The sequence below is a fragment of the Streptomyces sp. NPDC048142 genome (assembly GCF_043202835.1).
Classification (GTDB): domain Bacteria; phylum Actinomycetota; class Actinomycetes; order Streptomycetales; family Streptomycetaceae; genus Streptomyces.
Map to the genome: position 1 here is coordinate 231,718 of NZ_JBIDBC010000008.1, position 25,050 is coordinate 256,767.

The window sequence follows — 25,050 nt, forward strand, 5'->3', positions numbered from 1 at the left end:
ACAGAGGCGTGGGCTGAGGCTTCGAGGGCGTGAAGGGGGCCTTCGGGGGCCGTGGGGTACAACCCGCGCCGGAGGGACGGGTCACCCGAGGGCGTCCGTTCGGGTGACGCGGAGGGCGGAATCACGCACTCGGGGGGGGCGTGCCGGGAGCGCGTTCGAGCCCCGTACCGGGAAGGGCACGGGGCTCGGGCCATGGGGCGTGGTGTCAGGGCTTGACGGCGATCCGGCCCTCGTCCATCCGCAGCAGGAGGAGCCGCTCACCGGTCTTGTCGAGGAACTCGTCGACCGCCTGCCGTGACCCCTGCCAGTATCCGTAGTCGTCGATCAGGAGGACTCCGCCGCTGACCAACCGGGAGTACAGGTGCTCCAGTTCGTGCTTCGTGGAGGCGTACCAGTCGGTGTCCAGGCGCAGGATCGCGATCTGCTCGGGGGCCTGCTCGGGGACGGTGTCCTCGACCCGCCCCTGCACGTAGTGGACGCGCTCCTTCGGGTACGGAACGTTGTCGAAGCCCGCCTTGACGTCCTCCAGCGAGGCGACCGCCCAGATCGGCCGGTCCTTGCCCTGGGCATCCAGCAGTTCCTGGGCCGGCCGGCCGTCGCGCCGCAGGTCCTCGGCGGTGGGCGGGGTCATGCCCTCGTACGTGTCGAAGAGATACAGGTCGCGCTCGGTCTCCCCGGCGGACAGCAGGGTCCGGGCGCAGGCCTGCATGGAACCGCCGCGCCAGACACCGCACTCGACGACGGAGCCGGGGATGTCGTGCCGGGCGATGTAACGGGTGGCGAGGATGAAGGCGTTGAGCCGCTCCGGCGAGGTCATCGAGTACGGCTTGACCGCGCGGATGATGTCCTTCGCCTCGTCGTCGTAGTCCTGTGGGAACGCGAGCGCGGGCTTCTCCGCCCTGGGTTTCGCAGCCGTCGCGGCCGGCGCGGAAGCGGGAACGGGATCCGGGCCGGGGGCGGGGGCGGGTCCGGCGGCCGGAGCCGGTGCGGGATCGGCGGGGGCGGGGGCGGTGCGGGCGGCGGGCACCGTAATGCGCCTGAGCTGGTATCCGGTGAGCTGCTGAAGGACGCCGTTGACGGCGTTGCGCCAAGCCATGCCCCGGGACAGTACGCGCGGTTTGCGCCGCATGTCATCTTTCGTCAACCTGCCATTGATCCCGCCGGGCCCGCTCATGGCTCAGCCCGCCGACTCGGCACGCGCGGGAGCCTGTTCCGGCGTCGGCGTCCGCTCCGGCGCGGGCACCTGTTCCGGTGTCGGTGTCGGCGTCCGCTCCGGCACGACGGCCGGCTCGGGCCTGCCGCACCGCTCGCGGCCGTCCACCGGCCGGGGCAGCGGGATCCCGTCCACGCCACCGACCCGGTTCGCCCACCACACCGCCGGCTCCCGTACCGCGAACATGGTCAGGCGCGGATAGCGCTGAGGCTTGCGGAAGACGCCGACCGAGTCGCCCCAGCAGGCGGCCTTCCCGTCGATGGCCCGGTAGTCGCGCCAGATGCCCTTCTGCGGCGGGAAGTCGGTGCAGGCCTCGCGCAGTTCGAGCCGCGAGTGCGCGGCGAGCGCCCGGAAGAACGGAATGTGCTCGAACCCCTGCCCGGACAGCACCACATCGGCGCTGTTGGAGCGGGCGGGGATGCGGTACGGATTCGTCATCACCGCGTCCACGTTGGGGCCGTCCCGCACATCGACGCCGAAGTAGTCGATGCGGTGCCCGGCGAGCAGCGCCCGGTGGGTGCGGGGCCCGGACTCATTCCCGTACGTCGAAGAACCGCCGTACGACACGCTCCGCCGCGTGCCCGTCGTCGTACGGGCAGAACCGCTCCCGGAACGCGGTGCGCAGCGCGGCCGCTTCCGGTGACCGCCACTCCCCCGTCCGGAACACGTCGGCCAGCCGGTCGGGGGTGGCGGTGACGGGACCGGGAGTGTCGCCGGGCCGCCCGGAGAGCAGGTCGAAGCAGGTCCCGCGCGCGGCCCGGTAGGCGGCCCAGTCGGGGGCGTGGACGACGATCGGGCGGTCCAGGCAGGCGTAGTCGAAGATCAGGGAGGAGTAGTCGGCGATCAACGCGTCGGCAGCCAGGCACAGTTCCTCGACCCGGGGGTGCCCGGTGACGTCGATGACCCGCCCCGGCCCTGCCGCGCCGACCCCGGCGGACCGCCCGTAGAAGTAGTGGGCGCGCACCAACACCACGTACTGCGGGCCCAGTTCGCGTGCCAGGCGCTCCGGGTCGAGGTCGGGGACGAAACCGGTGCGGTAGTCGCGGTGGGTCGGGGCGTAGAGCAGGGCGATGCGGCCGTCGGCGATGCCCAGTCCGGCGCGGATTTTCGCGATGTCCTCGGCGGTGGCGGTGAAGTAGACGTCGTTGCGGGGGTAGCCGAGGTCGAGCCGTTCGTACGCGCCCGGGTAGACGCGGTCCCAGACCTCGGTGGTGTGCGGGTTGGCGGAGAGGCTGAAGTCCCACTGGCCGACATGGGCGAGGATCTTGCCGAAGTCGGCCTTCCGGGCGAGGGCGGGGTACGCGCGCTGGTCCAGCCCCATGGTCTTGAGCGGGGTCCCGTGGTGGGTCTGGAGATAGCGCTGACCGGGCCGTTTGGTGAAACCGCCGGGAAAGCTGGAGTTGTTGACCAGGTAGCTGGCGGCGGCCATGGCCCGCCAGTAGGGGCGCGAGCCCTCGATGACGTACGGCACGCCGGGCTCCATCCGGTCGCGATGCCGGGAGGAGACGGCCCATACGCCCCGGATGTGCGGGACCAGTTCGCGGGCCTTGGCGTGGATGGCGGCCGGATTGCAGGCGACGCCCCGGTTCCAGTACGCCCCGTAGACGGCCAGGTCCGGGTCGAGGGGGCGGCGCAGGTCGGTGCGGTAGGCGGCCCGCATGGCCTGGCGACGCACGAACCGCTTCACGGAAGCCCGGGTGGGCACGGAAGCTCGGGTGGGCACGGCAGCCTGGGCGGGCACGGAAGCTCGGGTGCGCATGGCAGCCGAGCGTAATCGCGGCCCTGCCCGGACCATGGCCCGCGTTCACCCGTTCGGGGCAGCGCCGGTGACCACGGGAGCCGCCCCCTGTTGACCAGGACATGAAGCCACTCCTCAGCGTCGTCGTCCCCGTCCACAACGTCGAGGCCTACCTTGAGGACTGCCTGCGGTCGGTGGCGGAACAGACCCTCGAAGCGATCGAGGTGGTGCTCGTCGACGACGGTTCGACGGACGGCAGCGCCCGGATCGCGGCGGGGTTCGCCGCCCGGGACAGCCGCTTCCGGCTGGTGCGGCAGAAGAACGCCGGCCTGAGCGCCGCCCGCAACACCGGTGTCCGGCACACCACCCCCACCGTCCCCTACCTGGCGTTCGCCGACAGCGACGACATCGTCGTGCACGACGCGTACGAGCGGATGACGGCCTCGCTGGAGTCGACCGGTTCCGATCTGGTGACCGGCAATGTGTGGCGGCTGACCGGGCAGGGGCGGCAGCAGGCCTGGCAGTACCGCTGGCTGACCGGCCCCCGGCCGCGTACCCACATCACCAGGGATCCACGCCTGCTGGCCGACCGGGTGGCATGGAACAAGGTGTTCCGGCGCTCCTTCTGGGACGCGCACGCCTTCGCCTTCCCCGAGGGCAAGCTGTACGAGGACACCCCGGTGATGATCCCCGCGCACCATCTCGCCGGGTCCGTCGACGTCCTGCACGAACACGTCTACTACTGGCGGGTGCGGGAGGGTTCGATCACCCGACGGCGTACGGACGTCACGGGCGTACGGGACCGGATCGCCGCGTGCGAGCAGGTCAGCGCGTTCCTGGGCGGCCGGGACGCGGCACAGCGGCGGGCGTACGACGCGTCCTGTCTGCGTGACGACTTCGGGTACTTCCTGGACGGGCTGCCGATGGGCGGCGAGGCGTACCGGGCGGCGTTCCTGGAGGGCGCCGGGGCCTTCGTCGACCGGGCGGGGCCGGGGGCGCTGGAGGGGCTGCCGGTGGAGCTGCGCATCAAGTGGTCGCTGGTGCGGCAGCGGCGTCTGGACGAGCTGCTGGCGGTCCTCGCCTTCGAGCGGGCCAACGGGGCGGGCACGTTCGCCGTCGAGGGCCCCCCGGGGCGGCGGCGGGCGGTGTACCCCGGCGTGCGCGGCGCGAGCGCCCGGCTCGCGCGCACGGACATCCCGGCGGTGGCGCGGCTGCTGGAGGCGCGCTGGGGCGCGGACGGCAAGCTGCGGCTGCGCGGGTACGCGTATCTGCGCAACCTCCCCGCCGCCTCCGCCCGGCAGCGGCTCATGGTGGGCATGGTCCGGGCGGAGCGGGGAAGGCAGCTGCGGCCGGTACCGGTGCGTTCCGTGTCCACGCCCGAGGCGACGGTGAACTCCGGCCAGGAGCTGCACGGTTACGACCACGCGGGCTTCGAGATGGTCCTCGACCCGGACCGGCTGCCCGCGACGGCGGGGAGCGGCTGGCTGGTCGGCCTGGTTCTCGCCGGGCCCGGGGCGGTCCGCCGGGTGGCGGTGCGCGCGCCGGACGCGGGCGCGGACCAGCCGCTGGTGCATGACCTGGGCGACGGGCGGCGGGCGGTGCTCGACTACCGGGGCGGCCGGCTCCGGCTGACCGTGTCCCGGCTGCGGGCACGGGCCGAGGGGCACCGGTCCGTCGCGGCGGAGGGGGGCGGCGAGCCGGAAGGGGCCTCGCTGGAACTCACGGGCCGGCTCTTCGACGGGAGCAGGCCCACGGCGCTGCTGCTGACACGCGACGGGAGCGAGGAGCGGTCCTGCCCGGTGGAGTACGCGGAGGCGGGCGGGACTGGTGGGGCGGGTGAGCTGAATACGGCAGGCGGGGCTGATGTGGCACCCCCGGCGCACAGGATGCAGGGAGCGAACGGGGCGCAAGGAGCGCACGGAGTGCAAGGGGAGCAAGGGGAGCAAGGGGAGCAAGGATCGAACGGACCGCACAGGCTGCACGGGCCGCAAGGGACGCACAGGGCGCAAGGGGCGCACAGACCCCACAGTCCGCAAGGGCCTCAAGGAGCGCACGGGGTCGCGTTCACCGTGCGCGTGCCGCTCGCCGAACTCGCCTGCGCCCCGCCCGCCCCGCACCGGGCCCCCCGGGAGGTCGAGGCGGTGAGCGGGGCACGGTGGCAGGTCCGGCTGCTGCTCGCCGACGGCACCCGCGTCCCGTTGCCCGCCGCCCCGGACCTGCCGCCGCCCGCGTACGCGGACCCGGCGGGCGACCTGGTGCTGGACCTGGCGGGGATCCCGTACGCGGACCGGGTGGAGCGCACGCCGGAGGGGGGCCTGCGCATCCGGGGGGCGTACGCCGGAAACCGGCCGGAGGCCGACGGCGGACCGGAGGTCTCCGGCAGCCGCCTCATCCTGCGCCACGAGACGCTGCACGAGACGGTCCCGGTCGCGGAGGCCGTCGTGCGCGGGGCTTCGGACGGGACCACGGGTGAGGCCCCCGGCGGCGCACCGGGCCGGTTCTCCGCGCTGATCGCCCCGCCGCTCCCGGAAGGCCGCTGGGAGGTCCGCCTGGACGGCCGCCCCGTACGCGTTCTCGGCTCCGCCGCCGCGCAGCTGCCCTGCGGCGCGGCGGCGGACGCCCTGCGGCCGGAGCGGCGGCACGGCGACCGGCTGTCCGTGGTCGCGGGACCGGACCTGCCGGCGGTCGGGCGGAGCGCGTACGGCAGGCGGCTCCTGCGCGCCGCGCACTACCGCGACCGGCGCACGGCCCACCCGCTCCGGGACACGGTCCTCTACGCGGGCGGCGACTCCCCGCGCGCCGTGCACGCCGAGCTCGTACGCCGGGGCACGGAGACCGAGCACCTGTGGGTCACCGGCACCACCCCCGGCCGCACCACCCACGTCCCGCCCGGCGCGCGGGCCGTCCCCGTGCACAGCTCCGCCTGGTACGAGGCGCTGGCCCTCTCCCGCCGGATCGTCACGGACGAGCAGCTGCCCGGGTGGTTCGAGCGGCGGCCGGGGCAGACGGTCGTCCAGACCTGGCACGGCACCCCGCTCGGCCGGTTCGGCGGCGGCCTTTCGGACACCCTCTACGCCGACCACCAGCACCTCGCCACCCTGCCGCAGCGGTCGGCCCAGTGGTCGGTGCTGGTCTCCCCGAGCCGCTTCGCCACCCCGTGGCTGCGCCGGTCGCTGGGGTACGGGGGCGAGGTGCTGGAGGCCGGGTCGCCCGCCAACGACACGCTGTTCCCGCCCGACCGGGACAAGGCCGCCGAGGAGGTACGGTCCGGCCTCGGAATCCCGCAGGACCACCGCGTCGTGCTGTACGCCCCGACCTACCGCGACCACCTGGCCCACCCCCCGGCCACGTCCGCCGACCGCACGGCCCCCGGCCCGTACCGCTGGGACCCGGCACTCGACCCGGGCGCCCTGGCGCGGGCGCTCGGTCCGGGTCACACGGTGCTGGTCCGCCGCCACCCCCGGGTCACCGGCAGCGTCCCGACCGGCCCCGGTGTGCTCGACGTGTCCGGGCACCCGGGGGCGGCCGGGCTGATGCTGGTGGCCGACGTCCTGGTGACGGACTACGCGGGGCTGATGTTCGACTTCGCGCTGACGGGCCGGCCGATGCTCTTCCACACCTACGACCTGGAGCACTACCGCGACACCGTGCGCGGCTTCTGCCTGGACTTCGAGACCCGGGCGCCGGGGCCGCTGCTGGTCACGACGGACGAGGTGGCCCAGGCCTTGCGCGACACCCGGTCGCTGGCGGCCCGGCACGCCGACGCGTACGAGAGCTTCCGCCGCGACTACTGCGACCTGGACGACGGCGGCGCGGCGGCCCGGGTCGCGGACCGGCTCCTGGCCGACCCGCCCGGCGACACCCCGTAACGTCTCCGGCGTTCCCGAAGCCGTCGCGGGGAATCCCTCGGACGGGTGGCGGCGGGGAGAGCGGCCCCGCCGCACGGAACCCATGAGATGTGCCCCTCTTCTCCGCTGCCTCCTCCGCCCCGCCCACCGGCCTCCCGCCCGCCACGACCGGGGGCGACGGGGCCGACGGAGCGGCCCGGCCTCCCCTGTGGCTGCCGTCGCCGTACCTCGTGCTGGGCGGACTGCTGTGGGCGGTGCTGTCGGCGGCGGCCTGGCAGGCTCCGCTGTGCTGCGAGACCGGGCTCCAGGCGGCGGTCGTCGAACGGCTGCGGGTGAATCTGCTGCATCCGGCGTTCCCGATGACCGACCTGCCCGCCGTGGCGAGCGCGCACTACTCCCCGTACGCGCTGCTCCAGGGTCTGGCCGCCCGTGCCACCGGGCTTTCGGGCCGGTCCGTCGTCGCGCTGGCCGCGTCGGTGAACCTGCTGCTCCTGCTCACCGGGATCGGCCGGCTCACCCGGCTGCTGACCCCGAACCGCTGGGTGCCGGTCCTCCTGCTGGTGCCGCCGGCCCTGATCCACTGGGCGGACCCGGCCCGCTGGAGCGCGCCGGGCACGTTCGCGGTCGCGGTCACCCTGCACCTGTGGGCGTGGACGGGGCGCGCGACCGCCCGGACCGCCGGCCCCGGCGATCCGAGGCCCGGCCGGACGCCCCGGTGGGCGGAGGCGGCCGGGACCGGCGTGCTGCTCGGGCTCGTCCTGCTGGTCCACCCGCCGACGGCGATCGGCGCGGCGGTCGGATGCCTCGCCCTGATCGCGGTCCGGACGCGGACCCGGATCCGGCCGACCGTGTGGCGGTGGGCGTTCGCCGTCGTGTGCGCGGTGGCCGTGGCGGCGCTGTGGCCGTACTACAACGGGCTCACCGCCGCGCGCGCCCCCGCCGCCGGCCGGACCACGGGGCCTCCGGCGGCCGAGGGGGCGCGCGCGGCCGGGGAGCCGTACGCCTGGGCGACCGCGTACGTGCCCCCGGGCGAGGTGGTCCTGACGGACAGCCGCCCGGCGATGTACGCGCTGGCCGGGCACGGAGCGTACGTCCTGGCCGACGCGCTGCCGGACGCGGGGCTCGCGCACACGGAGCGGCGGGAGAGGAGCCGGGCGGTGGCCGCCTACCTCGACATGTCGACCCCGCAGGCCCGGCGGGACCGGATCACCGCCCGGTACGGGGTGCGCTGGCTGCTGCTGACCCGTTTCCAGCGGCTGCCCGAGAACGCGACGGTGCTGACGTTCGGCCCGCGCACGGGCGAGGTCCTGGCGCGGGTGCCGACGGGCTGAGCATCTTCAGACGTGCTTGAGTGCGGCGACCGCCGAGGCGGCCAGATCGTCCAGGTAGCCCTTGGGCAGTTCGCCCCGGACGACGACGAGCCGCCAGTACAGCGGTCCGACGATGAGGTCGAGCGCCCGGTCCGGATCGCTTCCCTCCGGCAGCTCCCCCCGGGCCACCGCCTCCCTCACCACCACGGCGGCGACGCCCTGCTGCTGGTCCAGGAGGGCGGCCTTGATCGCCTCGGAGATGTCCGGATTGCGGGCCGCCTCGACCAGCAGGTCCGGGATGACCTGCGAGGCGACCGGGTGGCGCAGGGCGTAGGCGGCCAGTTCGAGGACGGCGCGCACGTCCCCGTACAGCGAACCGGTGGCCGGGGCGGGCATCCCCTGGGCGGCGACGGCCGCGACCAGGTCGAGGACGAGCGCCAGCTTGGACTTCCAGCGGCGGTAGACGGCGGTCTTGCCGACGCCCGCGCGCCGGGCGATGCCCTCGATGGACATCCGGGCGAACCCCACCGCGGCGAGTTCCTCGAAGACGGCGGCGCGGATGGCGTCCGTCACGTCCTCCCGCAGGACGGCGGCGCCTGCGGGGGCGCGGCGGCGGGTTCCCCGTTCGGTGGTCATGGCCCGCATGATAGTCGGCCGCGACGAAACGGTTGCGTTGCGACGTAGAAGCGTCCTACTCTCAGCGTTACGACGATACGGTCCCGTCCCAACGAGGGCGTCCCTACGGGACCGTATCGTTCCGCCCCCCTTCCGCCCACCCTTTTCCGTTCCGTTTCCTTCCGCTCCGCCCCACCCAATTCGTCCCACCCCCTCCCGCCCCCTCCCTTCCCGTCAGTTCCATTCCGTTCCGCTTCCGTCGAAAGCGATCGTTCGTGGTGAGCCAGACAGCAGCCCCGCCAACCCCGGTGAGCTCCCCCGCCGGGGCCGCCCCCACCTACGCGCCCGGTGAGCTGGCCGCCCTGGCCGCCCGGCACGGGCTGACGGTCAGCGGCGCCCGGCCCTCGCTGCCCGCGTACATCCGGCAGCTCTGGGGCAGGCGGCACTTCATCGCCGCGTTCGCGACGGCCAAGCTGACGGCCCAGTACAGCCGGGCGAAGCTCGGCCAGATCTGGCAGATCATGACGCCGCTGCTGAACGCGACGGTCTACTACTTCATCTTCGGCGTCCTGATGGACACCAGGCGCGGGGTGGAGGACTTCGTTCCGTTCCTCGTCACCGGGGTCTTCATCTGGACCTTCACCAGCAGCTCGATCACCGCGGGCACGCGGGCGATCAGCGGCAACATCGGCCTGGTGCGGGCCCTGCACTTCCCGCGCGCCTCGCTGCCGGTCGCGCTGGCCCTCCAGCAGTTGCAGCAGCTGCTGTTCTCGATGGGCGCGCTGGTGCTGATCCTGCTGGTGTTCGGCCAGTACCCGCGGCCGTCCTGGCTGCTGGCGATCCCGGCGCTCGCCCTCCAGGCCGTGTTCAACACCGGACTGTCGATGACGATGGCCCGGCTGACCGCGCGGACCCCGGACATCGCCCAGCTGACGCCGTTCGTGCTGCGGACCTGGATGTACTCCTCCGGCGTCATGTGGAGCCTGGACCACCTGCTGGCCGGCGACCGGGTGCCGCACGCGGTGATGGTGCTGCTGGAGTACAACCCGGCGGCGATCTACATCAACCTCATGCGGTACGCCCTCATCGACAGCTACAGCGGGCTGCCGGCACACGTGTGGGCGGCGGCGCTGGGCTGGGCCCTGCTCTGCGGCGTGGCCGGATTCGTGTACTTCTGGAAGGCCGAGGAGACCTACGGACGTGGCTGACCACAAGGACCCCTCCGGGGACCACCGTGTCCCGACGGTCGTCGTCGACGACGTCCACATCACGTACACGGTCAACGGCGCGCGTACGGGCAAGGGCAGCGCCACCTCGGCGCTCAGCAGGCTCACCACCCGCCGCGCGACCCCCGGTGCCCGCGAGGTGCACGCCGTGAAGGGCGTCAGCTTCGCCGCGTACAAGGGCGAGGCGATCGGCCTGATCGGCTCCAACGGCTCGGGCAAGTCGACCCTGCTCAAGGCCGTCGCGGGGCTGCTTCCGCCGTCGCGGGGCCGGATCCACACCCAGGGCCAGCCCTCGCTGCTCGGCGTGAACGCTGCCCTGATGGGCGACCTGACCGGCGAGCGCAACGTGGTGCTGGGCGGGCTCGCGATGGGCATGACGCGCGAGCAGATCCGGGAACGCTACGACGAGATCGTCGACTTCTCCGGCATCAACGAGAAGGGCGACTTCATCACGCTGCCGATGCGCACGTACTCCTCGGGCATGGGCGCGAGGCTCCGCTTCTCCATCGCGGCGGCCAAGAGCCACGACGTACTCCTGATCGACGAGGCGCTGTCCACGGGCGACGCGAAGTTCCAGCGCCGCAGCAAGGACCGCATCAAGGAACTCCGCGCCGAGGCGGGCACGGTCTTCCTGGTCAGCCACAGCAACAAATCCATCACCGACACCTGCGACCGGGCCCTGTGGCTGGAGGCGGGCACCTTGAGGATGGACGGCCCGGCGAAGGAAGTGGTGGCAGCGTACGAGGCCTTCACCAACCGCAAGTAACCCTTCCCGGCCCGGCCAATCCCCCAGCCGGCCCGAACAGTCCCCAGCCCGCCCGGCCAATCCCCCAGCCGGCCCGAACAGTCCGCAGCCCGTCCAGCCAAATCCAGCCCGTCCGGCGCTTGAGGACATCTCTTCAGCCCGTCCGGCGCTTGAGGACACCCGCCCGGCCCGTCCGGCGCCTGAGGACGAAACCCCACGCGGAGGGGGCCGGCACCACCAACGGCACCGGCCCCCACAGACGTACGCCAACGGCTACGCGTGCGTACGCAACAGCGTCCGCATCGTCCGCATGGCCACCGACAGATTCGCCAGATCAAACGCGTCCGACCCCTGAATCTCCTCCAGCGTCGACCGCGACCGAGCCAGGATCGCCGCGTTCTTCTCCTCCCACGCCCGGAACCGCTGCTCCGGCGTGGCGGATCCGCTCCCCACGCTCAGCACGTCCGAGGTGAGCGCGGCATGCGCCGCGTACAGGTCCTCGCGGATGGACGCGCGGGCCATGGACTGCCAGCGGTCGGCCCGCGGCAGTTCGATGATCCGGTCCATCAGCTGAGTGATCCGCAGCCGGTCCGCGAGGTCGTAGTAGACCTCGGCGACCTCCAGCGGTGCCTGGCCCGTACGGTCGGCGATGGCCACGATGTCCAGCGCCGGGAAGGCGGAGGAGAACCCGGCCACCCGGACCGCCAGCTCGTCCGGCACACCCACGGCCGTCAGCTCGTCCAGGATCGAGTGGTACCAGTCCAGGTCCGCGCCCTTGAGCAGCTTCGGCAGCTCGTCCCAGACCCGCGCGACACCGTCCCGGAAGCCTTCGATGGTCTCCGCGATGGCGACGGGCTGCGGCCGGTTGCCCAGCAGCCAGCGCGAACCGCGCTCGACCAGCCGCCGCGAGTGCAGCCGGATCCGGGTCTGGACGTCGGCGGCGACCTTGTTGTCGAGCGCCTCGACGGCGTCCCACACCCGGGACAGGCCGAAGATCTCACGGGCCGCGAACTGGGCCCGCACGATCTCCTCGATCGACGCCCCGGTCTCCTCGCGCAGCCGGTGCAGGAAGGTCGATCCGGCGGTGTTCACCGTGTCGTTGACCAGGACCGTCGTGATGATCTCGCGCCGCAGCGCGTGCCCGTCGACCGCCTCGGGGAACCGCTCGCGCAGCTGGCTCGGGAAGTAGGCGTGCACCAGCTTCTGCAGGTGCGGGTCGTCCGGCAGGACGGTGGAGATCAGCTCGCCCGCCGCCGTGATCTTGGTGTACGCGATCAGCACGGCCAGCTCGGGCTGGCTGAGCCCCTTGCCGTTGCTCAGCAGTTCCCGGAGGTGCCGGTCGGCGGGCAGGAACTCCAGCGCCCGGTCGAGAGCGCCGTCGCGCTCCAGGCGCCGCATGAAGCGCTGCTGGGCGTGGAGCAGGGACGGGGCCTGGGCACAGGCGTTGGAGAGCGCGACGTTCTGCGCGTAGTTGTTGCGCAGGACGAGCGCGCCGACCTCGTCGGTCATGTCGGCGAGCAGCTTGTTGCGCTGCTTGACGGTCATGTCGCCGTCCCGGACCAGACCGTTGAGCAGGATCTTGATGTTCACCTCGTGGTCGGAGGTGTCCACACCGGCGCTGTTGTCGATCGCGTCGGTGTTGATCCGGCCACCGCCACGGGCGAACTCGATCCGGCCGAGCTGGGTCGCGCCGAGGTTGCCGCCCTCGCCGACGACCTTGGCCCGCAGGTCCTCGCCGTTGACGCGGATCGCGTCGTTGGCCTTGTCGCCGACGTCGGCGTTCGACTCGGAGACGGCCTTGATGTACGTGCCGATGCCGCCGTTCCACATCAGGTCGACGGGGGCCTTGAGGATGGTCCGCATCAGGTCGGCGGGCGTCATCTTGCTCACCGAGGGGTCGATGCCGAGCGCCTCGCGGACGTGCGGGTTGAGCGGGATCGACTTGGCGCTGCGCGGGTGGATCCCGCCGCCCGCGGAGAGCAGGCCCGTGTCGTAGTCGGCCCAGGAGCTGCGGGGCAGGTCGAAGAGCCGGCGCCGTTCGGCGTACGAGGTGGCGGCGTCCGGGTCGGGGTCGATGAAGATGTGCCGGTGGTCGAAGGCGGCGACGAGGCGGATGTGCTCGGAGAGCAGCATCCCGTTGCCGAACACGTCACCGGACATGTCCCCGACGCCGACGACGGTGAAGTCCTCGGTCTGGGTGTCGTGGCCCAGCTCCCGGAAGTGCCGCTTGACGGACTCCCAGGCGCCCCGGGCGGTGATGCCCATGCCCTTGTGGTCGTAGCCGGCCGAGCCGCCGGAGGCGAACGCGTCGCCGAGCCAGAAGCCGTAGGCGACGGCGACCTCGTTGGCGATGTCGGAGAAGCTCGCGGTGCCCTTGTCGGCGGCGACGACGAGGTAGGTGTCGTCCTCGTCGTGCCGGACGACGTCGGCGGGCGGCACGACCTCGCCCGCCACCATGTTGTCGGTGATGTCGAGCAGCGCGGAGATGAACGTGCGGTACGCGGCGATGCCCTCGGCGAACCAGGCGTCGCGGTCCACCGACGGGTCCGGGAGCTGCTTCGCGACGAAGCCGCCCTTGGCGCCGACGGGCACGATGACGGTGTTCTTCACCATCTGCGCCTTGACCAGGCCGAGGATCTCCGTACGGAAGTCCTCGCGCCGGTCCGACCAGCGCAGCCCGCCGCGGGCGACCTTGCCGAAGCGCAGGTGGACGCCCTCCACGCGGGGCGAGTAGACCCAGATCTCGTACGCCGGCCGGGGCGCGGGCAGATCCGGGATGGCCTGCGGGTCGAACTTCATCGAGACATAGGAGTGCGGCGTGCCGTCCTCCGTGTGCTGGCCCCTCTTATCGCTTCCCTCGCTTGCGCTCTGGAAGAAGTTGGTGCGCAGGGTGGCCTTGATGACGGTGAGGAAGGACCGCAGGATCCGGTCCTCGTCCAGCGAGGCGACCTGGTCCAGGGCGCCGTCCAGCTCCTCCAGGAGCCCGTCGGTCAGCTCCGTTCCGGCGCTCTGGCGACCGGGCGACATGCGGGCCTCGAAGAGCGAGACGAGCAGCCGGGTGGTGTGGACGTTGTTGCGGAGCGTGGACTCCATGTAGTCCTGGCTGAAGGTGGACCCGGCCTGCCGCAGGTACTTCGCGTAGGCGCGCAGCACCATGGCCTGGCGCCAGTTCAGCCCGGCGCCGAGGACCAGCGTGTTGAAGCCGTCGTTCTCCGCCTCGCCCTTCCAGACGGCGGCGAAGGCTTCCTGGAAGCGGGCGCGGGCGTCGTCGGCGAGGTAGCCGCCGTTGCCGCTGGCCAAGGGCATCCGCAGCCCGAAGTCGTAGATCCAGGCGTGCGTACGGTCCGCGCAGCGCAGCTCGTACGGCCGTTCGTCGACGACCTCGACGCCGAGCTTCTGGAGCGCCGGGAGGACGGCGGACAGGGAGACCTGCTCACCGGTCCGGTAGATCTTGAAGCGGCGCTCGCCGGGGCCCGCGCCGACCGGCTCGTACAGGCTGAGGGCGAAGTCCTTCTCGCCCCGCTTGAGGGTCTCCAGGTGGACCAGGTCGGCCACGGCGGCGCGCGGCGAGTGGTCGGCCTTGTAGCCCTCGGGGAACGAGTGGCCGTACTGGCGCTGGAGTTCGGCGCCGCGCTCCTCGCCCAGCTCGGCGGTGAGCGCCTCCTGGAAGCCGTCGGCCCAGGACCGGGCGGCCTCGACGAGACGGGCCTCGATCCGGTCGGCGTCGGCGTCCGTCAGATGCGGCAGCTCGGTGCCGGCCGGGACCCGGATGACGAAGTGCAGCCGGGAGAGGATCGACTCGGTGTTCCAGGCGGTGAAGTCGACGCTGTTGCCGCCGAGCTCCTCCTTGAGGATGTCGATCAGCCGCAGGCGTACGCCGGTGGTGTAGCGGTCGCGGGGGAGGTAGACGATCGCGGAGTAGTAGCGCCCGTACTCGTCCTGGCGCAGGTAGAGCCGCAGCCGGCGGCGCTCCTGGAGGTAGAGGACGGAGGTCACGATGGAGCGGAGCTGGTCGACGGGCGTCTGGAACAGCTCGTCGCGCGGGTAGGTCTCCAGGATCTGGAGCAGGTCGCGGCCGTCGTGGCTGTTGTACGAGAAGCCCGCGCCTTCCACGACCTCGGCGACCTTGCGGCGGATGACGGGCACCCGGCGCACGGACTCGGTGTAGGCGGCGGAGGAGAACAGCCCGAGGAAGCGCCGCTCGCCGACGACGTTGCCCTTGGCGTCGAACTTCTTCACGCCGACGTAGTCGAGGTAGCTGGGGCGGTGCACGGTGGCCCGGCTGTTGGCCTTCGTCAGGACGAGGAGCTTGTGCTCGCGGGCCTTGGCCCGGACGTCGGCGGGCAGCCGGTCGAAGGACGGGCTGACCGGGTGGGCCTCGTCCTCGCTGTGGTGCGGGTCGGAGCGCAGGATGCCGAGACCGGTGCCGGGTACGGCGGCGAGCGCGTCGCTGTCCTTGAGCTCGTACTCGCGGTAGCCGAGGAACGTGAAGTGGTCGGCGGCCAGCCAGCGCAGCAGCTCGCGGGCCTCCTCGACCTCCTCGTCGGCGAGTTCGTCCAGCGGTTCGCCGGGCAGGTCGTCGGCGATCCGGAGGGCGGCGTCGCGCATCTTCCCCCAGTCCTCGACGGTCTCCCGTACGTCGGACAGGACGCGCATCAGGTCGGCGGTGATCTGCTGGAGGTCGGCGCGGTCGGTCTCGCGGTCGATCTCGACGTGGATCCAGGACTCGACGAGCGCGTCGTGCGGCAGCTCGTCCTTGCCGCCCTTGGTGTCCGTGGCGTCCTTGCGGCCCTTGGTGCTCTTGGCGCTCCTGATGCTCTTCGGGATGCCGGGTCCGCCGGAGAGGACCTCGATGAGCTTGCCGGTGACATCGCGGCGGACCGTGACCTGCGGGTGGATCACGACGTGGATGCCGCGCCCCTGCCGGGACAGCTCGTTGGTGACGGAGTCCACCAGGAAGGGCATGTCGTCGGTGACGACCTCGACGACGGAGTGGCTGCAGGTCCAGCCGTTCTCCTCGACGGTCGGGGTGTGCACCCGGACGTTCGCGGTGCCCTGCGGACGGTTTTCGGCCAACCTGTAGTGCGAGGCGGCGGCGCCGAAGACGTCGACCGGGTCACGGCCGCTGAGGTCCTCCGGAGCCGTATGCAGGTAGTAGCGCTGGAGGTAGGCGAGCACGGTGTCCTGACCGGTACGGGCGCTCTCGTCGGCCCCGGCAGCGGCAACCCGCGCCCGGGGGGCACCTTCCGGGCCACCGACACCACCGCCCGGACCGTTTTCAGCTACCTTGGCGGCCCCTGCGAGCAGCTCGGCCTTGGCTTCGTCCAGCTTGGTCTGCATGTCCTCTGGCTCCTGTCGCGCGCCGTTGCGTGACGTAGGTGAGAAAAGCGGCGTACCGCCACGACGCGGGGTTTCCGGTCTGGGTCGACGCTATGCCGCTTCGAGAGATACCCGGGACCGTATTGGCCATGTTCGGCAGTCGGTCCGGAGTCGGAAGATCGCGGATCGCCCGGGTGCGGTGGCACTCCGGGCGGCGGCCGGGGGCTTCGCTGCCCCCGAGGCGTATCGCGCTGATCACGGCACCAGGCTATCGCCCCCGCACCCCACCGCGTCATGAGCTGCTTGTGTACAAAAGAACCCCCCGAACTTTGACACTTTGGACAGTGCGCCGCGCCGCCTTGGCGAACTCCCGAAACCGGGGCAGTCTGTCCGTACCGCACGGATTCAGGCCCTGGAAACGCCATCGGGGCCACCGGCCCCGAGGAGCCCGCCATGCCGCAGAAGATCCTCATCGTCACCGGCGATGCCGCCGAGTCGCTCGAAGTCCTCTACCCGTACCAGCGGCTGCTGGAGGAGGGGTACGAGGTCGACATCGCGGCCCCCGAGCGCAAGACGCTGCGCTTCGTGGTCCACGACTTCGAACCCGGCTTCGACACGTACACGGAGAAGCCCGGCTACACCTGGCCCGCCGACCTGTCCTTCTCCGAGGTCGACCCCGGGGCCTACATCGCCCTGGTGATCCCCGGCGGCCGCGCCCCCGAGTACCTCCGCAACAACGCCGAGCTGCGGAAGATCGTCGGCGCCTTCTTCTCCGCGGACCGCCCGGTGGCCCAGATCTGCCACGGCCCCCTGATCACCGCCGCCACCGGGAACCTCAGCGGCCGCAACGTCACGGCCTACCCGGCCCTGGAACCGGACATGCAGAGCGCGGCCGCGACCTTCCAGGACACGGAAGCGGTGGTGGACGGCACCCTGGTCTCGTCCCGGGCCTGGCCGGACCACCCGGCCTGGATGCGAGAGTTCCTGAAGGTACTCAAATCCAGCCGACCCGAGCACCGCTCCAACCGGTCCGGCGCTTGAGGACACCTTCCAGCCCCGCCCGAGCACCACTCCAGCCCCGCCCGAGCACCACTCCAGCCCGCCCGAGCACCACTCCAGCCCGTCCGGCGCTTGAGGACCGGGGCCCGGGGCAGCGCCCCGAAAAGCCCCGCGCCACGGGCCCCCGCACACCGCACCCGCCCAGGCCCACCCCTTACGCGGCAAACGTCTCCGCCAACGCCACCGCCTCCCCCAGGCTGTCCACCACCGGCACCCCCGCCCCCTCCAGACTGCTCCGGCTGTGCGACCCCCCGGTGTACAGCACGGCCCGAGCACCCACATGCGCCGCCGCCACCGCATCGTCCAGCGCATCCCCGATGACCACCGAATGCTCCGGCGCGATCCCGTCCACGCCGGCCAGTGCCTCGAAGTGCCGCTCCATGTGGAGCGCCTTGCTCCCGCCGGACGGCCCCGTACGCCCCTCGACGCGGACGAACCGCCGCTCGATTCCGTACCCCCGCACCACCGGCACCAGCTGCTCGTGCCCGTACATGCTCAGGAGCGACTGACTGCGCCCGGCCCGCTGCCACCGATGCAGCAGCTCCTCCACCCCGGCGGTGAGCCCGCAGGCCACCCGCTGCTCCGTGTAGTGCCGGTGGAAGCTGCCGTCCATCCGTTCCCACTCGGCCTCGGTGGGCAGCCGGCCCAGAAACCGCTCGTAGAACCGGGGTATGGGAATGGTGTACATCTCCCGGTACTGCTCCAGCGTGATCGGCGCCAGCTCGACCTCCGCGAACGCGGCGTTCGTCGCCTGGATGACGGCATGGGTGTCGTCGAGAAGGGTGCCGTTCCAGTCCCAGACCAGATGTGTGCGTGTCGCCCCGGAAGTCATACAGAAAAAGTACCTGCCGGGTCCGACAGCGCCGCCCCTCAGCCGATGAGCTGCGGAATCTCCTGCACGCCGAACCAGAGCAGCTCGTGGTCCTCGGCACCGTCCACAGTGAACTGAGCGTCGTCGTCGCCGAGGTCCGCCGCCCCCAGGGCCGCCGCCGCGGCGGCCACGTCCTTCTCCGCGTCGTCGGCGTCCACGTGCACTGCCGCCGCCTTGGCCAGCGGCAGCGCGGCGCCGATCCGCACCTCACCCAGCGATGCCGCGCTCAGCCCGTGATCGGGGTCGGCGGCAGCGGCCCCGTCCGGTACGTCGACAGCGACGACGACCCGACGGCGCACCTCGTCCGGGTTCCCGGCGATCATCCGGAGCGAGGCGGCGGCGGCCCGGCTGAGCGCCGCGTACTCCAGCTCCTCGATGTCGTCGGAGACGTACCACTCGCGCAGCCCCGGGGTCACCGCGTAGGCGGTCAGCGGTCCGGGGCCGACCTCGCCCGCACCGTGCGCCGCTGCGAGACCGGAAAGGGTCAGGGGGACGTACACGCGCATGGCAGGTCGCTTTCGTAGGAGGAAACGTCCTCAGGATACGTGGGAACGTCCCCTTTCGGGTTTCGGCAACCGGGGGCGTCCGTCCACGGCCGACGCCCCGTCACCCCCGCCGTCGCCCTTGCCCCACAAGGGGCGAACCACGGATAGGTGAATCCGCCCCCGTCCGATCGGCGCCCGGAAGCCCCTTGCGTCGCTGACGGCCTCACCCGTAGAAGATCCCCAACACAAGTTACCGCCCGGTAGATGCCGGGCCCGGTCAACGGGGGCGATGATCATGAGCACGGACAGGACGAGGCCGGCCGGCCGACGCGACCAGAGCGGTCCCCGGTCGGTACCTCCACAGCGGTCCCGCAGGCAGCAGCCCCACCGGCCACAGCGGCCCCACCAGTGGTTCGCCGAGCGCCTGCTCGCGGTCCTCAGCGGCCAGCGTCCGGTGCACTGGATGCTCGGCCACACCATCGGCGAGGCCTACGACCAGCTCGCCGAGCTGGCCCCGAGCACCCCGCTGGGGGCCGCCCGGGGCAGCCGCCCCGTTCTTCGCCACTGCCATGGGGCCCAGCCCGCCACCGGCGTGGTCGAGGCGTTCGCCAGCATCGCCGCGGGCGACCGGGTCCGGGCGATGGCCTTCCGCCTGGAACAGGGCCCCGACCAGCGCTGGCGGTGCGCCGCGGTGGAGTTGGGCGGCGAACGCCTCACGGCCGGCCACACCGGCCCGCGGTGACCCGGCAACCGCGGCAGGGGCCGGACACCCCCTGGTGTCCGGCCCCTGCCGTGGTACTGCCGCTGGCGCTACTACTTCTTGCGACGGCGACCGCCGCCGCCACCGCTCTTCTGGGCCTTGCGGCGCTCCGCACGCGTCATGCCGTCCGAGGAGCCGGACCGCGCGTCGTCGTCGTTGGCGAAGTCGCCCTCGACGACACCGCCCTCCCCGTCCACCGTGGGAGCGGAGAAGTGGAGCCGGTCCGGCCGCTGCGGGGCCTCCAGGCCCTTGGCGCGGATCTGCGGGGCGGCAGCGGCGCTCTCCTTCTCCAGCGAGGTGCGCTCGGCGCCGTCCTGCACCGGAACCTCCTCGACCTGCTGCTCGACCTGGACCTCCAGGTTGAACAGGTAGCCGACGGACTCCTCCTTGATGCCCTCCATCATGGCGTTGAACATGTCGAAGCCCTCGCGCTGGTACTCGACCAGCGGGTCCTTCTGCGCCATGGCCCGCAGGCCGATGCCCTCCTGGAGGTAGTCCATCTCGTAGAGGTGCTCGCGCCACTTGCGGTCGAGCACCGAGAGGACGACGCGTCGCTCCAGCTCACGCATGATGTCGGAGCCGAGCGTGTTCTCGCGCTCCTCGTACTGCTCGTGGATGTCGTTCTTGACCGACTCGGCGATGAACTCGGCGGTGACGCCCGCCAGGTCCCCGGCAGCGTCCTCCAGCTCCTCGACGGTGACCTTCACCGGGTAGAGCTGCTTGAAGGCGCCCCACAGCCGGTCCAGGTCCCACTCCTCGGCGAATCCCTCGGCGGTCTCCTGCCGGATGTAGTCGTCGATCGTGTCGTCCATGAAGTGCCGGATCTGGTCCTGGAGGTCTTCGCCCTCCAGGACGCGGCGGCGCTCGCCATAGATGACCTCGCGCTGCCGGTTGAGCACCTCGTCGTACTTCAGGACGTTCTTACGCGTCTCGAAGTTCTGCTGCTCGACCTGCGACTGGGCGGAGGCGATGGCGCGGGTGACCATCTTGTTCTCGATCGGGACGTCGTCCGGAACGTTCGCCATCGACATGACGCGCTCGACCATCTGAGCCTTGAACAGGCGCATCAGGTCGTCGCCCAGCGACAGGTAGAAGCGGGACTCGCCCGGGTCACCCTGACGGCCGGAACGACCGCGCAGCTGGTTGTCGATACGGCGCGACTCGTGGCGCTCGGTACCGAGCACGTAGAGCCCGCCGAGGTCCTTGACCTCTTCGAACTCCGCCTTCACGGCTTCCTCGGCCTGCTCCAGCGCGGCGGGCAGCGCGGCCGCCCACTCCTCGACGTTCTCCACCGGGTCGAGGCCGCGCTGGCGCAGCTCCGCCTCTGCGAGATCGTCCGGGTTGCCGCCGAGCTTGATGTCGGTGCCTCGGCCGGCCATGTTCGTCGCGACGGTGACGGCGCCCTTGCGGCCCGCCTGGGCGACGATCGTCGCCTCCCTGTCGTGCTGCTTGGCGTTGAGGACCTCGTGCTGGACGCCGCGCTTGGAGAGCTGCTGCGAGAGGTACTCGGACTTCTCGACCGAGGTGGTGCCGACCAGGATCGGCTGGCCCTTCTCGTGCTTCTCGGCGATGTCGTCGACGACCGCGGCGAACTTGGCGACCTCGGTGCGGTAGATCAGGTCCGACTGGTCGGCCCGGACCATCGGCCGGTTCGTCGGGATCGGCACCACGCCGAGCTTGTAGATCTGGTGGAACTCGGCAGCCTCGGTCATCGCCGTACCGGTCATGCCGGAGAGCTTGCCGTAGAGGCGGAAGAAGTTCTGCAGGGTGATCGTGGCGAGGGTCTGGTTCTCGTCCTTGATGTCCACCCCTTCCTTCGCCTCGATCGCCTGGTGCATGCCCTCGTTGTAGCGACGGCCGGCGAGGATACGGCCGGTGTGCTCGTCGACGATCATGACTTCGCCGTCGATGACGACGTAGTCCTTGTCCTTCTTGAACAGTTCCTTGGCCTTGATGGCGTTGTTCAGATAGCCGACGAGCGGGGTGTTCACCGACTCGTAGAGGTTGTCGATGCCGAGCCAGTCCTCGACCTTGGCGACACCGGGCTCATGGATGGCCACGGTCCGCTTCTTCTCGTCGACCTCGTAGTCGCCGGTCTCCTCGATGCCCTTGAGCTGGTTGCCCGCCTCACCCTTGGTGAGGCGCGTGACCAGCTTGGCGAAGTCGCCGTACCACTTGGTGGCCTGGTCGGCCGGGCCGGAGATGATCAGCGGCGTACGGGCCTCGTCGACGAGGATCGAGTCGACCTCGTCGACCACGGCGAAGTTGTGGCCGCGCTGGACGAGCTCGTCCTTGGACCACGCCATGTTGTCGCGGAGGTAGTCGAAGCCGAACTCGTTGTTCGTGCCGTACGTGATGTCGCAGGCGTACTGCTCGCGGCGCTGGGCCGGCGTCATGTTGGAGACGATGCAGCCGACTCTCAGGCCGAGGAACTTGTGGACCCGGCCCATCATCTCGGAGTCACGCTCGGCGAGATAGTCGTTGACCGTGATCAGGTGCACGCCCTTGCCGGAGAGCGCGTTCAGATACGCGGGCAGGGTACCGACGAGGGTCTTGCCCTCACCGGTCTTCATCTCGGCCACATAGCCGAGGTGCAGGGCGGCTCCGCCCATCATCTGTACGTCGTAGTGGCGCTGTCCGAGGACGCGCTTGGCGGCCTCACGGACCGTGGCGAACGCTTCGGGAAGCAGGTCGTCCAGGCTCTCGCCGTCCGCGTACCGTTCCTTGTACTCGTCGGTGAGCGCCCGCAGCTCGGCGTCGGAGAGGTTGACGAAGTCCTCTTCGATGGAGCTGACCTGGTCCGCGATGCGGTGCAGTTTGCGCAGGATCTTGCCTTCGCCTGCACGCATGAGCTTGTTGAAGACGGACACTGAGGCTGGTCTCCTTGCCGGTCGGGCCTGGCACTGGGTCGTGTTAATGGACTCTGGCGCGGGCACGGCAGGTGGGCCCCACCGCAACGGCCATCGTAAGCGAGGACACCACCGCGTCGGGAGGGCTGCCGTCGCGTGGACCTCGCCGCACCCTTATAGGACAACGGTCCAGACGCGCGGAAGGTGCCGGGAAGCCCCAAAAGTGCTCGCATCGCGGGGGCGGGCTCACGAGAATCGGCCCATGGAGCCGATCACTCTCACCACGGAACGACTGCTGCTGCGGCCTTTCGGCCCGCAGGACACGTACCGGGTGCACGCCGCCTGTCAGGACCCGGACATCCAGCGCTGGACGGTGATCCCCTCCCCGTACCGCCTCACCGACGCGGAACTGTTCACCACGAAGCTCTCCCCGGCGGGCTGGCGGGACGACTCCTCCTACGGCTTCGCCCTGGTCCTGCGGGAGGCCGGGACGCTCGTCGGGGCGCTCGGCATCGACCGCCGCAGCAGGCCCGGGACGTACGAGGTGGGCTACTGGTCCGCCAAGGAGCACCGCGGCCGCGGATACGTCACCGAGGCAGTGCTCGGCTCCGCCCGCTGGGCCTTCACCTCGCTCGGGGCGGACCGGCTGGAGTGGCGGGCCGAGATCGGCAACCTGGCCTCGCGGGCCGTCGCCCTGCGGGCGGGGTTCCGGCTGGAGGGCGAGCAGCGGTCCGGGCTGCTGAACAAGGGAGTGCGGTGCGACGCCTGGACGGCGGCGTTGATCCCGTCCGACCTGGGGCTCGCGGGCACCCACCCGTACGTCCACGGGCGGCACGCACCACAGCCGGGCGGAAGTCAGAATTCCGGACAGTGGCCCGCGTGACCGGCGAGCAGAATCCGGGGCGGACTGTCAGTGGTGCCGTCTAGGGTTCGACGTATGACGCCTGTGCCCCCTCCCGCAGTCGAACTCTCCGCCGACCAGGCCCGCCGCATAGCGCTGCGCGCCCAGGGCTTTTTGGGAGCCCCGCAGCGCCGGGCGGGGGTGCCAGGCGTGCTGCGCCACCTCGGCGCGGTCCAACTGGACACGATCTCGGTGCTGGCCCGCTCGCACGAACTGGTCCCCTACGCCCGGCTCGGCGCGGTGAGCCGCCGTACGGTGGAGGACGCCTACTGGTCGGGCGGCCGGACCTTCGAGTACTGGTCGCACGCCGCGTGCATCCTGCCCGTCGAGGAATGGCCGCACTTCGCGTTCCGCCGCCGCGCCTACCGCTCCCGCCCCCACTGGCACCACGATCTGCCCGACGGCTCGTACGACACCGTGATCAAGCAGCTGCGCGACGAGGGCCCGCTGACGGCGACCGAGCTGGGCGGCGCGAAGAACGGCGGCGAGTGGTGGGACTGGTCGGCGTCCAAGGTCGCCGTCGAGCGGGCCCTGATGTACGGCGAGGTGGTGTGCACCGAGCGGCGCGGCTGGAAGCGGGTCTACGACCTGGCCGAGCGGGCCATTCCGGACGCCCTGCTGCACGACGAGTTGAGCGACGCCGAGTGCCGGCGGCGGCTGGTCGCGCTGGCGGGCAAGTCCCTCGGAGTCGGCACCCGCAGCGACATCGCGGACTACCACCGGCTGAGGGGTGAGGAGTTCGACGCGGTGGTGGCGGACTCGGGGCTGGTCCCGGTCGCGGTGGAGGGCTGGGCGAAGCCGGCCTGGGCGGACCCGGAGGCCCTGGCCAAGGAGCCGCGCGGCCGCCACCGTACGACGCTGTTGTCGCCGTTCGACTCCCTGATCTGGGAGCGGGCGCGCACCGAGCGGATCTTCGACTTCACACACCGGCTGGAGGCCTACGTCCCCAAGCAGAAGCGGATCCACGGCTACTTCGCCATGCCGTTGCTGGCGGGCGGGAAGCTCCAGGGCCGGGTCGACCCGGCGCGCGACGGCACCACGCTGGTCGCCCGGCAGGCATCACTGGCGGGCCCGAAGGCGGTGGTCCCGCTGGCCGAGGCTCTGGTGGAGGCGGCGGCCTGGGTGGGCTGCACGGACATCCGGGTGGACCGGGTCGACGCCCCGGAGCTGCGCGAGCCGCTCAGGACGGAGATCGGCCACGCGCTCCAGCGCGCCTACCGCTGACCGGCCGCCGCAGACCGGAGCCGGGGCCGTCCGCTACCTGATCTCCAGGATCTTCTCGCGCATGGCATAGACCACGGCTTCCATCCGGGAGTGCAGCTGCAGTTTCTCCAGGATATTGCGGACGTGGTTCTTCACCGTGTTCTCGGAAATGAACAACTCCTTGGCGATATCCCGGTTGTTCATGCCGGTCGCCACGAGTTTCAGCACTTCCAGCTCGCGTTCGGTGAGCCGGGGTGCCGGAACGAGCCGCCGCTCGTCGGTGCGCTGGATCATCGATTTGAACTCGGTGAGCAGCTTGGAGGCCATCGAGGGGCTGATCTGGGACTGTCCGTCGGCGACCGCGCGAATGGCCGTGGCGACCTCGTCGGTGGAGATCTCCTTGAGGAGGTATCCGGTCGCGCCCGCCTTGATCGCCTCGTAGAGATCGGCCTCCTCGTCGCTGATCGTCAGCATGATGATCTTCGCGCTGGGGGCCACCTCCTTGATGGCGGTGCAGGCCTCGATGCCACCGCGCTTGGGCATCCGGACATCCATCAGGACGATGTCGGGCAGCAGGTCGGCGGCCTTGTCGACCGCCTCGGAGCCGTCCCCGGCCTCGCCGACGACCTGGATGTCCTCCTCCTGCGCCAGGACGATCTCCAGGCCCCTGCGGAAGAGCGCGTGGTCATCGACCACGAGGACCCTGATGGGCTCCTTGCGTGAAGCGCCGTCCGCGTCCGTGCCGGTATACGCACCGGTGTCGTCGTCGGAGTCATTCGCACCGCGCACGGGCCCGAAGGTGTCCGCCATCGTTCCTCCCCCTGAAGGCCACGGCCTGAAGTGTCGGTCGTTCGCCAACGGCACTCCACAGAAAACCGATTGGCTCGAGCCGCCATGATTCCATGCCC

At 71.5% G+C, this 25,050-nt stretch carries 17 protein-coding genes; 8 read left to right on the forward strand and 9 right to left on the reverse strand.

Translation table 11 applies throughout. From position 1 onward, the window contains the following. Window positions 1-205: 205 nt before the first annotated feature. The 3 genes from ACGF2Y_RS13800 to ACGF2Y_RS13810 are packed head-to-tail and all read right to left on the reverse strand — an operon-like array spanning window position 206 to window position 2,873. Window positions 206-1,129, reverse strand: a complete 924-nt coding sequence (locus tag ACGF2Y_RS13800) for a TylF/MycF/NovP-related O-methyltransferase (RefSeq protein ID WP_392946131.1) — start codon at window positions 1,127-1,129, stop codon at window positions 206-208. A gap of 48 nt (window positions 1,130-1,177) precedes the next feature. Then, complete coding sequence (locus ACGF2Y_RS13805) at window positions 1,178-1,780, reverse strand: methyltransferase type 11 (RefSeq protein ID WP_392946133.1); 603 nt, start codon at window positions 1,778-1,780, stop codon at window positions 1,178-1,180. Continuing rightward, a complete protein-coding gene (locus ACGF2Y_RS13810) occupies window positions 1,746-2,873 on the reverse strand; it encodes a CDP-glycerol glycerophosphotransferase family protein (protein ID WP_392946214.1) in 1,128 nt (375 codons plus the stop codon). The genes ACGF2Y_RS13805 and ACGF2Y_RS13810 overlap by 35 nt, the downstream gene beginning before the upstream one ends. 200 nt (window positions 2,874-3,073) lie before the next feature. Between ACGF2Y_RS13810 and ACGF2Y_RS13815 the strand changes: the two genes are divergently transcribed. Then, the gene (locus ACGF2Y_RS13815; protein ID WP_392946135.1) at window positions 3,074-6,820 is read left to right on the forward strand and encodes a CDP-glycerol glycerophosphotransferase family protein; all 3,747 of its coding nucleotides are present in this window, start codon (window positions 3,074-3,076) and stop codon (window positions 6,818-6,820) included. An 89-nt stretch (window positions 6,821-6,909) separates the two neighbouring features. Beyond that, window positions 6,910-8,130 carry a hypothetical protein gene (locus ACGF2Y_RS13820; RefSeq protein ID WP_392946137.1) on the forward strand — a complete coding sequence of 407 codons (1,221 nt, stop codon included), beginning with the start codon at window positions 6,910-6,912 and terminating at the stop codon, window positions 8,128-8,130. Window positions 8,131-8,136: 6 nt separating this feature from the next. On the opposite strand, the gene ACGF2Y_RS13825 is transcribed toward ACGF2Y_RS13820, so the two are convergent. Further along, window positions 8,137-8,745, reverse strand: coding sequence for a TetR/AcrR family transcriptional regulator (locus tag ACGF2Y_RS13825; protein ID WP_392946139.1), 609 nt, complete (start codon window positions 8,743-8,745; stop codon window positions 8,137-8,139). Window positions 8,746-9,032: 287 nt separating this feature from the next. Between ACGF2Y_RS13825 and ACGF2Y_RS13830 the strand changes: the two genes are divergently transcribed. Then, a complete protein-coding gene (locus ACGF2Y_RS13830; protein WP_392946216.1) occupies window positions 9,033-9,932 on the forward strand; it encodes an ABC transporter permease in 900 nt (299 codons plus the stop codon). After that, entirely contained in the window at window positions 9,925-10,716 is a 792-nt protein-coding gene (locus ACGF2Y_RS13835; protein ID WP_392946141.1) for an ABC transporter ATP-binding protein, read from the forward strand. The genes ACGF2Y_RS13830 and ACGF2Y_RS13835 overlap by 8 nt, the downstream gene beginning before the upstream one ends. A 252-nt stretch (window positions 10,717-10,968) precedes the next feature. Here the strand turns inward: ACGF2Y_RS13835 and ACGF2Y_RS13840 are convergent, their stop codons facing one another. After that, window positions 10,969-16,035 (reverse strand): NAD-glutamate dehydrogenase, encoded by a 5,067-nt coding sequence (locus ACGF2Y_RS13840; RefSeq protein ID WP_392946143.1) that lies wholly within the window; start codon window positions 16,033-16,035, stop codon window positions 10,969-10,971. A 432-nt stretch (window positions 16,036-16,467) separates the two neighbouring features. Between ACGF2Y_RS13840 and ACGF2Y_RS13845 the strand changes: the two genes are divergently transcribed. Beyond that, entirely contained in the window at window positions 16,468-17,055 is a 588-nt protein-coding gene (locus ACGF2Y_RS13845) for a DJ-1/PfpI family protein (protein WP_392946145.1), read from the forward strand. 172 nt (window positions 17,056-17,227) lie between these two features. Here ACGF2Y_RS13845 and ACGF2Y_RS13850 read toward each other — a convergent pair whose 3' ends face one another. After that, window positions 17,228-17,905, reverse strand: coding sequence for an HAD family hydrolase (locus ACGF2Y_RS13850; RefSeq protein ID WP_392946147.1), 678 nt, complete (start codon window positions 17,903-17,905; stop codon window positions 17,228-17,230). A gap of 38 nt (window positions 17,906-17,943) precedes the next feature. Then, on the reverse strand, window positions 17,944-18,450 hold the full coding sequence (locus ACGF2Y_RS13855; RefSeq protein WP_392946148.1) for a DUF6912 family protein: 507 nt from the start codon (window positions 18,448-18,450) through the stop codon (window positions 17,944-17,946). Between the two features lie 274 nt (window positions 18,451-18,724). Here ACGF2Y_RS13855 and ACGF2Y_RS13860 point away from each other — a divergent pair, with 274 nt between their 5' ends. Next, the gene (locus ACGF2Y_RS13860; protein WP_392946150.1) at window positions 18,725-19,171 is read left to right on the forward strand and encodes an Rv3235 family protein; all 447 of its coding nucleotides are present in this window, start codon (window positions 18,725-18,727) and stop codon (window positions 19,169-19,171) included. Between the two features lie 71 nt (window positions 19,172-19,242). Here ACGF2Y_RS13860 and secA read toward each other — a convergent pair whose 3' ends face one another. Beyond that, complete coding sequence (secA, locus tag ACGF2Y_RS13865) at window positions 19,243-22,059, reverse strand: preprotein translocase subunit SecA (protein ID WP_392946152.1); 2,817 nt, start codon at window positions 22,057-22,059, stop codon at window positions 19,243-19,245. A gap of 241 nt (window positions 22,060-22,300) precedes the next feature. On the opposite strand from secA, the gene ACGF2Y_RS13870 reads away from it, so the two are divergent. Both ACGF2Y_RS13870 and ACGF2Y_RS13875 read left to right on the forward strand, forming a co-directional pair. After that, complete coding sequence (locus ACGF2Y_RS13870) at window positions 22,301-22,921, forward strand: GNAT family N-acetyltransferase (protein ID WP_392946155.1); 621 nt, start codon at window positions 22,301-22,303, stop codon at window positions 22,919-22,921. Window positions 22,922-22,975: 54 nt separating this feature from the next. Next, window positions 22,976-24,163 (forward strand): winged helix-turn-helix domain-containing protein, encoded by a 1,188-nt coding sequence (locus ACGF2Y_RS13875; protein ID WP_392946157.1) that lies wholly within the window; start codon window positions 22,976-22,978, stop codon window positions 24,161-24,163. A gap of 33 nt (window positions 24,164-24,196) precedes the next feature. Here the strand turns inward: ACGF2Y_RS13875 and ACGF2Y_RS13880 are convergent, their stop codons facing one another. Then, the gene (locus tag ACGF2Y_RS13880; protein WP_392946159.1) at window positions 24,197-24,952 is read right to left on the reverse strand and encodes a response regulator; all 756 of its coding nucleotides are present in this window, start codon (window positions 24,950-24,952) and stop codon (window positions 24,197-24,199) included. Window positions 24,953-25,050: the final 98 nt, after the last annotated feature.